This is a genomic window from Streptomyces sp. NPDC104202 (assembly GCF_055584185.1).
In genome coordinates, this window is sequence record NZ_JBVJMN010000015.1 from 53,822 (window position 1) to 68,405 (window position 14,584).

7 protein-coding genes are annotated in these 14,584 nt (G+C 69.7%); 4 read left to right on the top strand and 3 right to left on the bottom strand.

The window, feature by feature from the left end:
- Positions 1-1,011 precede the first annotated feature (1,011 nt).
- From ACZ60W_RS13070 to ACZ60W_RS13085, 4 genes are all read left to right on the top strand, one after another.
- On the top strand, positions 1,012-8,610 hold the full coding sequence (locus ACZ60W_RS13070; RefSeq protein ID WP_469755455.1) for a golvesin C-terminal-like domain-containing protein: 7,599 nt from the start codon (positions 1,012-1,014) through the stop codon (positions 8,608-8,610).
- An 18-nt stretch (positions 8,611-8,628) separates the two neighbouring features.
- Positions 8,629-9,153, top strand: a complete 525-nt coding sequence (locus ACZ60W_RS13075) for an SMI1/KNR4 family protein (protein ID WP_469755397.1) — start codon at positions 8,629-8,631, stop codon at positions 9,151-9,153.
- Between the two features lie 590 nt (positions 9,154-9,743).
- The gene (rsgA, locus tag ACZ60W_RS13080) at positions 9,744-10,865 is read left to right on the top strand and encodes a ribosome small subunit-dependent GTPase A (protein ID WP_469755398.1); all 1,122 of its coding nucleotides are present in this window, start codon (positions 9,744-9,746) and stop codon (positions 10,863-10,865) included.
- Positions 10,866-10,939: 74 nt separating this feature from the next.
- Positions 10,940-12,304, top strand: coding sequence for a DNA-3-methyladenine glycosylase 2 family protein (locus ACZ60W_RS13085; protein ID WP_469755399.1), 1,365 nt, complete (start codon positions 10,940-10,942; stop codon positions 12,302-12,304).
- Positions 12,305-12,339: 35 nt separating this feature from the next.
- Here ACZ60W_RS13085 and ACZ60W_RS13090 read toward each other — a convergent pair whose 3' ends face one another.
- The 3 genes from ACZ60W_RS13090 to ACZ60W_RS13100 form a co-directional block, all read right to left on the bottom strand.
- The gene (locus ACZ60W_RS13090; protein ID WP_469755400.1) at positions 12,340-12,822 is read right to left on the bottom strand and encodes a DUF456 domain-containing protein; all 483 of its coding nucleotides are present in this window, start codon (positions 12,820-12,822) and stop codon (positions 12,340-12,342) included.
- Between the two features lie 72 nt (positions 12,823-12,894).
- Positions 12,895-13,329, bottom strand: coding sequence for a hypothetical protein (locus ACZ60W_RS13095; protein WP_469755401.1), 435 nt, complete (start codon positions 13,327-13,329; stop codon positions 12,895-12,897).
- Positions 13,330-13,425: 96 nt separating this feature from the next.
- Complete coding sequence (locus ACZ60W_RS13100; RefSeq protein WP_469755402.1) at positions 13,426-14,409, bottom strand: helix-turn-helix domain-containing protein; 984 nt, start codon at positions 14,407-14,409, stop codon at positions 13,426-13,428.
- Between the last annotated feature and the right edge of the window lie 175 nt (positions 14,410-14,584).

Genomic DNA, 14,584 nt, shown 5'->3' on the forward strand with positions numbered 1-14,584 from the left:
GCACGGAAAGGCATCAAGGTGCGAAGCTCCTACAGGAGGTACGTCTCCTGTCTGGTGGTGTCGGCGGTGGCGGGAACGTTACTGCCGCAGGCCGCGTATGCGGCACCGCCCTCTGGACCGCCCGGGCGGGACGACGGCAAGGGTGTCGTCGAAACGGCTCTGGGCTGGTTCTCGGACGACGAACCGCAGGACGTGAAGCCGCCGGCGGACGACCGGCATGAGATACCCAGTCGTGAGAAGCTGCCGAAGGGCAAGGCGGCTCCGAAGCCGAAGCGGGTCGCCGAGCTGACCGGGAGGCGGACGGCGAACGCCCGCTACTGGCAGCTGTCCGACGGCCGCGTGCAGGCCGAGGTGTCGGCCGTCCCGACCGGGTACCGGGCGGGGAAGTCCTGGAAGGACATCGACCCGACGGTCGTCCCGACAGAGGACAAGGGCTTCGCCTTCTCCAACACGACCAATGCCGCGAGCAGCTGGTTCGGCTCCGACGCGGGCAAGCTGGTCCGCTTCGAGGCCGCCGGCGGGCATGCGGTGACCCTGGGCCTTGAGGGCGCGGGGAAGCTTGCGCCGGTGGCCGAGGACAACACGGTCACGTACAAGGACGCGGTGTCCGGTGCGGACCTGTCGTACGCGGTCGGTCCGGGGCGGGTCAAGGAGAACATCCTCCTGGACGCCGAGCCGTCCGGGCCGGTGTCCTTCACGTTCACCCTGGACGCGGGCGGCCTGACGCCGAAGCAGAACAAGGACGGCTCGATCTCCTTCTACGGTGAGGGCGCGGACCCGGTCCTCGTCATCCCCGCGGCGTTCATGACGGACGCGCGGAAGGACGCGAAGGCGCCGTACGGTTCCGCCTACAGCGGGAACGTGGCCCAGAAGCTGACGAAGGCCGGTCGCGGCTGGAAGCTCACGGTCACGCCGGACGCGAAGTGGCTGGCCGCCCCCGAGCGGCAGTACCCGGTGACCATCGACCCGACGATCTCGATCGCCCCGACGCCGACCACGGCGCAGGACGTGATGATCTCGTCGGACGGTCCGGCGACGAACTACGACGACAACTGGCGCCTGTCCGTCGGCAACACCTCCACCGGCGCCTCCCGTGCCCTGATCCGGTTCCCGGTCAGCAGCATCCCGGCCGGCACCAAGCTCGACTCGGCCGATCTGAAGCTGTACTTCGACCAGACCCACACCACGGGCGACACCGAGGTGCAGCTGGAGGCGCACCGCGCCACCCAGGCGTGGACCGAGTCCGGAGCGACCTGGAACAACGCCAACGCGATCACCGGCGAGCTGTCGGGTACGGCGGTCGTGGTCGACAACGGCGAGGCCGGGCGTACGGCCGCCGTCGGCGCCTGGCCCGCCTCGGGGAACACGGCGTACACGCAGTACGCGGTGAACCAGACGTACGTGTACAACAAGGACGCGGTCGCGGGTGACAACTACACCTGGCAGCCGAGTCTTCCCGAGGACGGCACCTACCAGGTCGAGACGCACTACGTCCCCGCCTCGGACCGCGCCACGAACGCCCCGTACACCGTCACCTACGACGGCGGGAGCAAGGCCTACACCGTCAACCAGCAGGCCGGCACCGCCGGCGTGTGGAAGACGCTGGGCTCCCACCCGTTCAAGGCGGGCACGCTCGGCAAGATCGTCCTCGGTGACGGTCCCGCTTCCACCGCGACTTCGGTGATCGCGGATGCGGTGCGGTTCACCAAGGGCGGTGTGGTCACCAAGCAGCCCGGTGAGCTGAACACCTGGCACTCCTTCCCCGTCACCAAGACCGTCCAGTCCTGGATCGACGGCACGAACGTCAACAACGGCTTCGTGATCAAGGCCGGTGACGAGTCCGCGACCGGTCCCAAGGGCGGTCCGCGCTACGAGGGCTCGGAGTTCGGGTACGGCGGTGAGACCGCCAACTACCCGCGCCTCGTCCTGACCTTCGGCCGTCAGGGCGTCGACCTCGCCGCCCCGACCACCATCCACGACACCGGCGCGGAGCTGAACTGGTCGGCCTACCAGGACAAGGACCCGATCGGGACTGGTGACGACCTGGTCGAGTACCAGGTGCATCGCTCGATCAGCCAGGCCTTCACGCCGTCCGCCGCCACGCTCGTGGCCCCGGTCGCCTCCGGCACCACGTCGTTCACCGACACGACGGCAGTACCGACCAAGGGCGACGATCCGGACCCGTTCGGCCGCGCCTACTACTACATGGTCGCCGTGAAGACGAAGGACGGGCAGGTCGTCGCAGCGCCCACGCAGCTCGTACGTCTGCCGAAGGCCGGTCGTACGACGAAGGTGTTCGCCGCATCGCACGACACCACCCTGTCCTCGACGCAGTCCATGCTTCCGCACGACACCATCGACGACGGCGGTGCGAAGAACTGGCTGTCGGTCGGCAACAACTCCGCCGCCTACGGCGACACCCGCGCTCTGCTCAAGTTCCCGGCTCTCGGCATTCCCGCCACGGCCCGGGTCCTGGACGCCAAGGTCCGCCTCTGGTCCACCCAGACTGCCCAGGACACCACCGGTGCCGTCTACGAACTCCGGCCACTGAACCGCGAATTCGACGAATCCGCGACCTGGGTGAAGGCGGATGCCGCCACCAGCTGGACGACCCCCGGCGGTGACCTCGGCGTCTCCGTCGGTGATGTCGGGGCGATGACGAACGACCCGGCCCGGCACGACTGGAACGTCACCTCCCTCGCCCGGTCCTGGGTCACGACCCCGTCCTCGCAGAAGGGCGTGGCCATCACGATGGCTGACGAGGCCGCCTCGCAGGAGCGGACGCTGTTCCTGTCCTCCGAGGGGGCCGAGCCGCGCCTGGCCCCGCGCATGGTGGTCACGTACATCGACTCCACCACGGAGTCCACGTACTACGCGCCGCAGACCCCGGCCCGTATGACGCCGAACACCGACTACACGGTCGACTTCACCCTCACCAACACGACCGCCTCCACCTGGAACACCGCCGACCACGTCCTGACCTACAAGTGGACGCTGCCCGACGGCACGGACGTGACCAACGGTGGCAACCAGGTGCAGACGGCGCTGCCGTCGAACGTCGCCCTGGGTGACAGCGTCGACCTCCAGGCCGTGGTGAAGACGCCGATCAATTCGGACAACGGCAACAAGCGCACCGACTACGTCCTGACCTGGGACGTCTACAACAAGACCGCAGGAACCTGGACCTCAGGCACCTCCGGCATCCCCGGCCTGAAGCAGAACGTCGCCGTCGAGGACCCGACCTCCAACCAGCTCGGCCTGGAGAAGTTCTACTCCTATACCGGCAAGAACACCGGCGCCGGCTCGACCGTCATGAACAACACGGCGTCGGGCAACAGCGTCTGGCAGTACAACGCGTTCTCCAACCCGGGCCGCGGCGTCACGACCTTCGCCCGCTTCGCGTACAACAGCCTGGACACGTCGGACACGGTCCTCGGCCACGGCTGGTCCGCCCAGGTCTCCGGTCCGATCCGCCTGGGCGCTCCCCTGGAGTTCCACCCCAGGCCGAACCCGACCGAGATCAAGCTGCCCGACGGCGACGGCACCACGCACGTCTTCCGCTGGGACGCCACCGCAGGCACATGGAAGGCCCCGGCGGGCGTCCACTTCAAGCTGACGGCGAAGCCCGGTCTTGATTGCACCCCGCTGAAGGACCCTGTCCCCGACGCCTGGACGTTGACCCGTCCGGACGGCACCCGATTCCTGTTCGGCTGCGACGGCTTCATGACGTCGATGGTCGACAAGAACGGAAACACGCAGACCTTCACCTACGAAGAGCGCAAGTCGAACAACAAGCCGACGAAGTTCCTCAAGTACGTCACCGACCCGGCCGGCCGGCAGTCGCTGACGATCGACTACTTCACGAAGGCTGACAGCCCCAACCCGAAGATCATCGACCACGTCAAGTCGATGAGCGACATCTCCGGTCGCAAGCTGACCTTCGAGTATGCGGACAAGGGTCTGCTGACGAAGCTGACGGACGGTGCGGGCTCGACCCAGCCGAAGGTCTTCGGCTTCGAGTACGACGCCACCCAGGGCAACAAGAACGTCAAGCTCGTCAAGGCCACTGACCCCCGCGGCAACGCCACTTCACTGGCGTACAACTACCCGCAGACCGGTGACGACCCGAAGTACCACTGGTGGACCAAGACGATCACCGACCGTCTCCAGGGCGCCACGGGCTTCACGTACACGCAGGACACGGCGAACCCCGAGTTCACCGATGCCAGGGTCACCGACGCGCAGAACCACACCACCGACTACGTGACGGACGACTTCGGTCGCCCGGTCCAGACGACGAACGCCAAGTCCGAGACCAGCAAGATGAGCTGGGACGCGGACAACAACGTCACGTACATGGAGGAGGCGAACGGCGCCAAGACCGCGTACTGCTACGACCAGAAGACGGGCTACCCGCTCTGGCAGCGCAGCGCCGAGTACAACAAGAACGGCGTCCCCGCGCAGAGCGACTGCGCTCCGGGCGTCTATCCGGCCGATGCGCAGAAGTACGAGTACCGGACGCGTGCCGACGGCTACGCGGCCGACCTGTTCACCAAGACCTCACCCGAGGGCCGGAAGTGGCAGTTCGGCTACGACCCCTTCGGCAACCTGAAGACGGTCACCGACCCCAAGGGCGTCGCCACCGCGACGGCCGGTGACTACACCACCTCGTACGAGTACGACTCGTACGGCCAGATGACCAAGGTGATCGACGCCAACGGCAACGCGACCACGAACAGCTCCTTCGGCCCGACCGGTTTCCCGGCCGTCATCACGGACGCGCTGGGGAAGTCCACCACGTCCACCTACGACGAGCGTGGACAGGTCACCGAACTCACCGACGCGCTGGGCAAGAAGACCACGCAGACCTATGACGTCTTCGGTCGTCCGCTGGTCAAGACGGTGCCCAAGGACCAGAACGCCGGCGTCCTGATCACCACGCCCGCCCCGGTGTACGACGCCAACGACAACGTGACCACGTCGAAGGCTCCGAACGGCGCCGCCTCCACCGCCGTGTACGACGCGGCGGACCAGGTCAAGGAGGCCACCGCCCCGGCGAACAACAACACCGTGGACCGGAAGACCACATACACGTACGACAAGGTCGGCAACCTGACGGCCAAGACCGAGCCGAAGGGCAACGTCTCCGGCGCGGTCGCGGGGTCCTACACGACGACCCACACGTACGACGTACTCGACCGGCTCGTCGCCGTCGTGAACGCGAACCAGGACAAGCTGACGTACACGTACGACAACGTCGGCAATGTCGTCAAGGTGGTCGACCCGAAGAAGAACGCCACCTCCGACCCGGACGATTTCGCGACGAAGACCGAGTACGACCTGAACCACCGGGGCACGGTCACCACGGACGCGATCGGGAAGACCAGCAGGACGACGTACGACAAGGACTCCCTGGTTCTCTCCACGACGGATGCGGAGAACAACACCACGCTCATCACCTACGACGAGCGCGGCAAGCAGACCGAGGTCAAGGCGCCGCACTCGGGCACCTCGCCGGTCGTCTACCGGACGACGCGGTACGAGTACGACCAGGTCGGAAACACCACGAAGGTGACGACGCCGCGCGGTGCGGACACGGCCGCCGCCGACGACTTCGCCGCGCGTACCGAGTACGACGCGCTGAACCGTCCGGTCAAGCAGTACCAGCCCTACGATCCGGCGGACCCGCGCCACAACAAGGCGGACGTCTACACCCGCACCGACTATGACGCGGTGGGCCGGGTCGTCAGGACGTCGATGCCGCCGTCCGACAAGGAGACGGTCCGCAACGACACCACGGTCGAGTACTTCGACAACGGCTGGACGAAGAAGTCCACCGACCCCTGGGACATCGTCACCCGTTACGACTACAACGCCCTGGGTCAGCAGACCAACCGCACCCTGACCTCGGCGGGCGGCTCCTCGGAGCGCAGCATGAGCTGGTCGTTCTACCCGGACGGCAAGCTGCGGTCGAAGTCCGACGACGGCGTCCCGGCGGGCAAGTCGGTGGTCCTGGTGGACAACTCCGACACGCAGAGCACGTCCTCCACCGGCACCTGGACGACCGGGGACATCACCGGCCAGCAGGGGTACGACCATCGCACGCACGCTGCGGGCACCGGCACGGACGCGTTCACCTGGACGCTGAACATCCCCAAGGACGGCACGTACACGGCGTACGTGAAGTACCCGAAGGTGACCGGGGCCGCCACGACCGCCAAGTACACCCTCACCCACGGCACGACCACGGAACCGGCGGTCGCCAAGGACCAGAACGCCGGCGTCGGCACCTGGGTCCAGGTGGGTTCGTACGTCCTCAAGCAGGGTGAGAGCACGGCGCTGAAGCTGGACCAGAACAGCGCCGGTGTCGTCGTCGCGGACGGCGTCAAGCTGGTCAGGGACGTGTCCGGCGATCCGGCCGACACGGAGAAGAAGACCTTCTCCTACGCCTACGACGTCAACGGCAACCTGACGTCGGTCGCCGACACCTCGTCGGGCGCGAAGGTCGACGCGTACACGCTCACGTTCACGGGCCTCGACGAGCTCCAGAAGGTGACCGAGTCGCTGGCCGGCCAGGAGAAGAAGTCGACGTCGTACACGTACGACGCCAACGGTCAGGTGGACACGATCACCCACCCCGACCAGTACTCCAAGTACACCTACGACCTGCGCGAGCTGGTCAGGACGGTGTCGGTCGGCAAGTCCGCGACCGACCCCGCGCCGAAGGTGACCTCGTACACCTACACCGACCGCGGTCTGCGGCTGCGCGAGACCAAGGCCAACGACAACACCATCGACTACACGTACTTCCTGGACGGTGCGCTGCGGTCGACCACGGAGAAGAAGGGCTCCGGCACCCTCGTCGCCTCGCACACCTACGCCTACGACGCCAACGGCAACAAGGCGCAGGACGTGGCGAAGAAGATGAACGCCGACGACCACGCGGCGTACCTCGGCTCCACCACCGACTACACCTACGACCCGGTCGACCGGCTGTCGAAGTCGGTCAAGACCGGTACCGCAGCCGGTACCGAGAGCTATGTCTACGACGACAACGCGAACATCGTCAGCCAGACGGTCGCGGGCGTCGTCACCGCCTTCGAGTACGACCGCAACCGGTTGCTGACCGCCTCCGCGGGCGGACAGACCTCGAAGTACACCTACGACCCGTTCGGGCGGCAGGAATCCGTCACCGCGAACGGCAGGGTCGTGGAGCGGAGCGTGTACGACGGCTTCGACCACGTCGTGGAGTCCCAGAAGGCTGACGGCACGGGCGCGCTGAAGTCCACCACGTACTCCTTCGACCCGCTCGACCGCACCTCCTCGAAGACCGCGGACGGCAAGACCACCGACTTCACCTATCTCGGCCTGAGCGGCGAGGTGCTGAACGAGGAGACCGCAGGCAAGGTCGAGAAGAGCTACCAGTACAGCCCGTGGGGAGAGCGGCTCTCCCAGGTCAAGCACAACGCGGACGGCACGACCGAGGACGGCTACTACGGCTACAACAGCCACACCGACGTCGAGGCGCTGACCGACGAGAACGGCGACACCAAGTCGACCTACGGCTACACCGCCTACGGCTCGGACGTCGAGGCGGAGTTCACCGGCATCGACAAGCCCGACGCCGGCGATCCGACCAAGGAGTCGTACAACCCGTACCGTTTCAACGCCAAGCGCTGGGACGCCCATGCGGGTACATACGACATGGGCTTCCGTGACTACGACCCGGGTCTGAACCGCTTCACCACCCGGGACATGTACAACGGCGCCCTGTCCGACATGAGCCTCGGCAGCGATCCGTACACGGGCAACCGCTACGCGTTCACCGGTGGCAACCCCACCAGCCGGGTCGAGTACGACGGCCACGACTGGTGGGACACGCTCAAGGGAGTCCTCGGCGGCGGGACGAAGACCGCCGTGCGGCGGGTGCCCATCGTCACGATGTGGGACGTCTTCAGCACCGTGATCGGGTGGACCCCGGCGCGCACCGAGGAGGACCGCAAGTCGGAGGTCGGGGACCGGCCGGACTACAAGAAGGGCCTGGTCACCACCCCTGACGAGCAGTACGAGTACGACCCCTACGGAGACACGACCCCGGCCAACCAGAGCGACTGCCAGACCCAGAAGAACACGGTCATCTACTACGAGCCGCTCGACTCGCAGGGGCGCGCGCAGGGGGTGTGGGCCTGCCTGAACGGCGCCGACCTCAACTACAAGGACGACGAGGGGACGCTCAAGTACCCGGACCGGAACACGAAGATCGTCGGCTCCCCGGCCCCCTGGCCGCTGGAGTCGCCCGACGACTGGGCCGCCGCCCCCAAGGGCTGGGAGCCTGGGTCCGGCCTGGACCGGGCGCACCTCCTGGCGCGGGAGTTCGGTGGCAGCGGCGTCGACCGCCGGAACCTGGTGCCGCTGCCCGCCGATGTCAACCAGGTCTCCATGGCCGGGTGGGAAAGGGCCATCAGGGAGCAACTGGCACAGGGCAAGACGGTCTTCTACCGAATCGAGGCGTCCTATGCGGGGAACAGCACCAACCCCACCCTCACCGGGTATGCCCAGGTGATCGGCGGGGAGAGTCTTCCGTGGTTCCATCTCAGCGTCGATCAGTAGGGACCAGGAAGAGACAGCATGAATCAGGTCAGTGAACTCGTCTCCGCGACCGATTGGCGGTCCGAGCGGCGGGAAGTGGGCTGGAGCGAGGTCGAAAGCGAGCTCGGAACTCCCCTCCCGGCCGACTTCAAGGAGCTCTGCGAAGTATTCGGCCGCGGCGCCTTCAGCGGGTTTCTGGAAGTGCTTCCGGTGGACCGTGCGGGATCGCACAGTCTGCTGGGGCGGTGGAAGTCGCTGAAGGAGATGGCGAAGGGGGCGCAGGTGCAGGCCCTGTTCGACCCCTACGAGGTGTTCGAGGGGGGTGAAGGCCTCATTCTCTGGGGCACGTCGATGACGGAAGCCTCCTATTACTGGCTGGCAGACGCAGAGAAGAGCCCCGAGACGTGGCCGATCGTCGCGCGTACCTCGCCGCTCGAGGAGTGGCACCGGTTCGACGACCTCTCGACCTCGGAGTTCGTCCACCGGGTTCTGACGGATCGGGAATTCCGCCCGTTCTCCATCGCGAGAAAGGTGGAACGTCCGTTCTTCGACGCCTACCGCTGACACGTAGCGGACGGGGGAGCATCCCCTGACGATCGGACGGCCCTGCCACCGTACGTCCGGGGTGTCGGCCCCTCGGGGAGTCCTCGTGCTTCCCGCCTCATCGGCGGGAAGCACGAGGACTCTCACCCGGGGAGCCCAAAGACGGCGGGAAGAGAGTGATGACGCCGTACCGGCACGAGCCCGAGTGTCGGATTGTCGGGTTTCTGTTTCGGTGCCCGGTTTCATGTCGGGGGCGGCGGAGAGGTGTCGGAGGTTCACGGCGGAGTTACCACGTGCCGGCCCGGGACTCTGTGCGACTCGCGGCGTGACGGCGGGGCGCCCGCAGCCGAGATCGGGCAGGTGAGGTCCTGGATTTAATCGGTGGTGCCGTGCCCTGGGGCGACGCTATGGTGCTGCTCATCCGTTCCCGGAAGGGACGATGTCGGTTCGTCGAGAAGAAGCAGGAGGTGAGGACATTGATGACTGTCACGGTGACGGGCTCTGCCCGCATTCAGGAGTTCATCGTTCCCACCCCTGTGGTCTCCGGCTGACACCCATTCGATCCGCGCGCTCGGAGCGCGCCGCCGGGGCCACCCTTCGAAGGGTTCCCCTTGTTCAACGCTCCGCTCCACTCGTCTTCTCTTTCTGCTGTCCAGCATCCGCTCGCCGTCTACGGCTGGGACGAGGGCTGGGAGGCCGAGTTCGCCCCGTACGCCGCCCAGGGCCTGGTCCCGGGGCGGGTCGTCCGTGTCGATCGCGGTCAGTGTGATGTGGTCACCCCTGACGGTGTCGTCCGTGCCGACACGGCGTTCGTCGTTCCCCATGACCCGATGAAGGTCGTGTGCACGGGGGACTGGGTCGCCGTCGACCCCGAGGGGGGTGATCCGCGGTACGCGCGGACGATCCTGCCGCGCCGGACCGCCTTCGTGCGGTCCACGTCGTCCAAGCGGTCCGAGGGCCAGATCCTCGCCGCCAACGTCGACCACGCGGTCATCACCGTCTCCCTCGCCGTCGAGCTCGACCTCGGCCGGATCGAACGCTTCCTGGCCCTGGCCTGGGAGTCCGGCGCCCAGCCGACCGTCGTCCTCAGCAAGGCCGACCTCGTGCCCGACCCCGTCGGGCTGTCCTACCTCGTCGAGGACGTGGAGACGGTCGCCCCCGGCGTCCAGGTGCTCCCGCTCAGCTCCGAGACGGGCGAGGGCCTCGACGTGCTGGCCGCGACGGTCGCGGGCGGCACCACCGTGCTCCTCGGCGTCTCCGGCGCCGGGAAGTCGACCCTGGCCAACGCGCTCGTCGGCGAGGACGTCATGGGCGTCCAGGCGGCCCGTGACGTCGACGGCAAGGGCCGCCACACCACCACCACCCGCAACCTCTTCGTCCTGCCGGGCGGCGGCGTCCTCATCGACACCCCCGGACTGCGCGGCGTCGGGCTCTGGGACGCCGAGGTCGGCGTCGGACAGGTCTTCGCCGAGATCGAGGAGCTGGCGGGGGAGTGCCGCTTCCACGACTGCGCCCACGAGTCGGAGCCCGGCTGCGCGGTCGCGGCGGCGATCGAGGACGGGTCGCTGCCGGTGCGCCGTCTGGAGAGCTACCGCAAGCTGCTCCGCGAGAACCAGCGGATCGTGGCCAAGACCGACGCCCGGCTGCGCTCCGAGATCCTCAAGGACTGGAAGCGCATCGGCCGGGAGGGGCGCGCCGCCGGTGAGCTGAAGCGCGGCGGCCGGGCCCGGTAGCCGGTCCGGAGGGCGGGAGGGTCGTGTCCGAAACCCGCGAGCCCGGCGCGGCGGGGGGCCGCACACTGGGAGGCATGAGGGACGACGACACCCGCTACGAGGCGGTCAGCAGCAGGGACGCGCGGTTCGACGGAGAGTTCTTCTTCGCCGTCCGGACCACCGGGATCTACTGCCGTCCCAGCTGCCCCGCCGTCACCCCGAAACGGCGGAACGTCTCGTTCTTCCCGACGGCCGCCGCCGCCCAGGGCCACGGCTTCCGGGCCTGCCGCCGCTGCCGGCCCGACGCCGTGCCGGGCTCCGCCGCGTGGGACGTGCGGGCCGACGTCGTCGGGCGCGCCATGCGGATGATCGGCGACGGCGTCGTCGACCGCGAGGGCGTGCCCGGCCTCGCCGGACGCCTCGGCTACAGCACCCGGCAGGTGCAGCGCCAGCTCACCGCCGAACTCGGCGCGGGGCCCGTCGCCCTCGCCCGCGCCCAGCGGGCGCACACCGCGCGGCTGCTGCTCCAGACCACCGGCCTGCCGGTGACCGAGATCGCCTTCGCGGCCGGCTTCGCCAGCGTCCGCCAGTTCAACGACACCATCCGCGCCGTCTACGCCCGCACCCCCACCGCCCTCCGCGCGGAGGCGGGCAGCGGTGCGGGGGCCCGTACCGCCCTCGCCGCCGGGGTGCCGCTGCGCCTCGCCCACCGGGGGCCGTACGCGGCCGGAGAGGTCTTCGACCTGCTCGCCGCCGAGGCCGTGCCGCGCGTGGAGGAGGTCGTCGGAGCCCGGGGCACGCGCACCTACCGGCGGACGCTCCGCCTGCCGTACGGCACCGGCGTCGTCTCCGTCGACGAGCGTTCCGCCGGGCGGTGGCTGGACGCCCGCATCCACCTCACGGAGCTGCGGGACCTCACCACCGCCGTGCACCGGCTGCGCCGGCTCTTCGACCTGGACGCCGACCCGTACGCGGTCGCCGAGCGCCTCGGGGCCGCGCCCGGGCTCGCCGCGGAGGTGGCGGCCCGGCCGGGCGTGCGTTCCCCGGGGACGGCGGCGCCCGAGGAGTTCGCCCTGCGCACGGTCCTGGGACCCGGGGAGTCGGCCCGCGCCGTCGAGACCCACGGCACCCCGCTGTCCGTGGCCTGCGGCACCCTCACCCACGTCTTCCCGGCGCCGGACGCCCTCGTCGGCCACCCCGTCGCCGGGCCGCTGGCCCGCGCCCTCGCCGGCGGCGCCGTACGCCTGGACCCGGGCGCCGACCGCGACGACGCGGAGCGCGCCCTGCTCGCCGTCCCGGGCGTCACGGCCGCCGCGGCGGCCCTCATCCGCATGCGCGCCCTGGGCGACCCCGACGTATCCCCGCCGGACGGCCCGGACGCGGAGGAGTGGCGCCCCTGGCGGTCCTACGCCACCCGCTACCTCGGCGCACCGGCGGCGGCCGGGCCCGTCCGGCCCTGAACGGTCCCGGGGCGGAGCCGGGCGCGGCCGCCGGGTCAGCCCCAGAGGACAGCGCCCGCCCAGGCGCCCACGATGAGGAGGCAGGCGAAGAGCTCGACGAGCACGCTGGTGCCGGCCGCGCGCATGATCGTCCGGGTCGCCGCCCGGGCCTGGCCGTGGCCGCCGAGGCGGAGCCGTTCGGCCAGGTAGACGCCGCCGACGAAGCCGGGGATCGCGCCGAGGACCGGGACGAGGACGAAGCCCAGCAGGGCTCCCGCCCCGGCGTACGCCACGATCCGCCGGGTGATGCCGACCCCCCGGAAGCGCCGAGGCGGCAGCTGCCACACCACCACCTGGCTCAGGAGCAGCAGGCCGGTCGAGGAGACGAGCAGGATCCAGGCGAGGTCGGTCCGCTCGTGCAGCGACCACCACAGCACCGCCGCCCACACCAGCCACGTCCCCGGCACGCCGGGGGCCAGTACCCCGAACAGTCCGAGCAGCATCACCGTCGCGATCATCAGGAGCTGCCACACACCCACGCTGCCCAGCGTGCAGCACCGCGCGGGTTCTCGCAGGTCGCGACGGGCGGATGGAGTACGGGGCGGGGCCCGTCAGCCGGCCACGGGCAGCGCGGCGGCCACCAGGTCGCGCTCCTTGCGCCCGAGCAGCGGGAAGACGATCCGCAGGCCGTCCCCGCCGCCGGACGGGGAGACGACGAACGACGAGTTGACGAACCGCTCCCGGATCTCCGTGCGGACGAGGCCCGCGCGGCGAAGCGCGAAGGCGAGCTCCACCGGCTTGGCGAAGACCGGGTCCGCCCGGTGGACGATGATCCGGCGATCGGTCATCGTCAGGTACATCGGCGTCGGCGTCGGTATGACGGCCATGGCGCCGCCGGAGGCGATGGCGGAGGCCACGGCGAAGGCCGCGGTGCGCCGCGCCGAGACGGTGCTCAGGTTCACGACGGCCGTGACCTCGACCCGCTCACCGGCTTCGAGCAGGGGCTGGACGGTGGCGAGCAGGGCGCGACGGCGCCTTCCGTTCATCGGGGGAACTCCTGGGGGCGAGGGGGGCGCCGGACGGCGGTGGACACCGGTGCCGGCATGCGGAACCAGCCGCTCAGCCTGTCATACGACCCGGCGTCAGCTCCGGGCCACCCACCCCTTCTCGTACGCGTGCCAGCCCAGCTGCAGCCGGGTCGTCACCCCGCTCAGCTCCATCAGCCCCTTCACCCGGCGCTGGACGGTCCGCAGCCCCAGGTCCAGCTGCTTGGCCACGCTCGCGTCGGTCATCCCGGCCAGCAGCAGCGAGAGGATCTCCAGGTCCATCACGTCCGGCCCCGGCGCCTCGTCCTCGGTGATCTGCGCGCCCGCCCCCAGCCGCAGCGGCAGGGCCTCGCGCCAGACCGACTCGAAGAGCCCCATCAGCGACTCGAGGAGTCCGCTGGCGTGCACGACGATCGCCGCCGGCTCGGCGCCGCGTCCGGTCAGCGGGACCATGGCGAGGGAGCGGTCGGCGACCACCAGCTTGGTGGGGACGCGGTCGGCGACCCGGATGAGCTCGTCGCGGCCCAGCGCCGCCGAGAGCTCCAGCAGCCCGGACGGGAGGGTCAGCACCTCGCGCTCGATCACCACCCGGTAGCGGACCCCGCGTCCGGCCGCCTGCTCCTCGGCGTCGTTCTCCATCCCGGTGACCGCGATCGGCTTCCCGGTGACGAGGGCGCAGACCTCCTCGGCGGCGCCCAGCTGGAGCTGGAGGAAGCGGTGGGTGACGGCGCTCGCACCGGTCACCACCTCCACCAGGTCGTGCACGGCGACGGCCGCGGCCTCCGCCCGGTACTCCTCGGCGAGCAGCGCGGCCGCCAGTTCCGCCTGCTCCAGCTCGTGGCGCTGCTGGGTCAGCAGCGCCCCCAGCGCCACGCCGGGAGGCGCCGCCACCCACCGGCCGGTGCGGGCCGAGGACTGGGCGGCCAGGCCCTGGGACTCCAGCCGGCGCAGGGCCCGCTCGGTCTCCTGCTCGGGCAGCGCGAGCCGGTGGGCGAGGTCGGCGACCTCCGCCGCGCCCAGCGCGACGAGCGCGCGGTAGGCGGACTCCTGGCGCTCGTCGAGTCCTATCGCTCCCAGCATGGATGCCCCACCCCTCGCCGTACCCCGGGCGGGCGCTCCGGATCTTCCCGGGGCGTTCGCCGGAGGCATTCGTTCCGTTGGTGACCTGGCGGGAAACGGCCACGGCGCATTCCCGCCTCGCCCATCATCCCTGTACCGCCCTCACCTCTGCCAATGTGGCGCCACCGCAGCACCA

What these genes read in the sequence shown, in the direction of transcription:
- ACZ60W_RS13070 (WP_469755455.1), top strand. Translation starts at nt 1,012, where the DNA reads ATGATCTCGTCGGACGGTCCGGCGACGAACTACGACGACAACTGGCGC.
- ACZ60W_RS13075 (WP_469755397.1), top strand. Translation starts at nt 8,629, where the DNA reads ATGAATCAGGTCAGTGAACTCGTCTCCGCGACCGATTGGCGGTCCGAG.
- ACZ60W_RS13085 (WP_469755399.1), top strand. Translation starts at nt 10,940, where the DNA reads ATGAGGGACGACGACACCCGCTACGAGGCGGTCAGCAGCAGGGACGCG.
- ACZ60W_RS13095 (WP_469755401.1), bottom strand. Translation starts at nt 13,329, where the DNA reads ATGAACGGAAGGCGCCGTCGCGCCCTGCTCGCCACCGTCCAGCCCCTG.
- ACZ60W_RS13100 (WP_469755402.1), bottom strand. Translation starts at nt 14,409, where the DNA reads ATGCTGGGAGCGATAGGACTCGACGAGCGCCAGGAGTCCGCCTACCGC.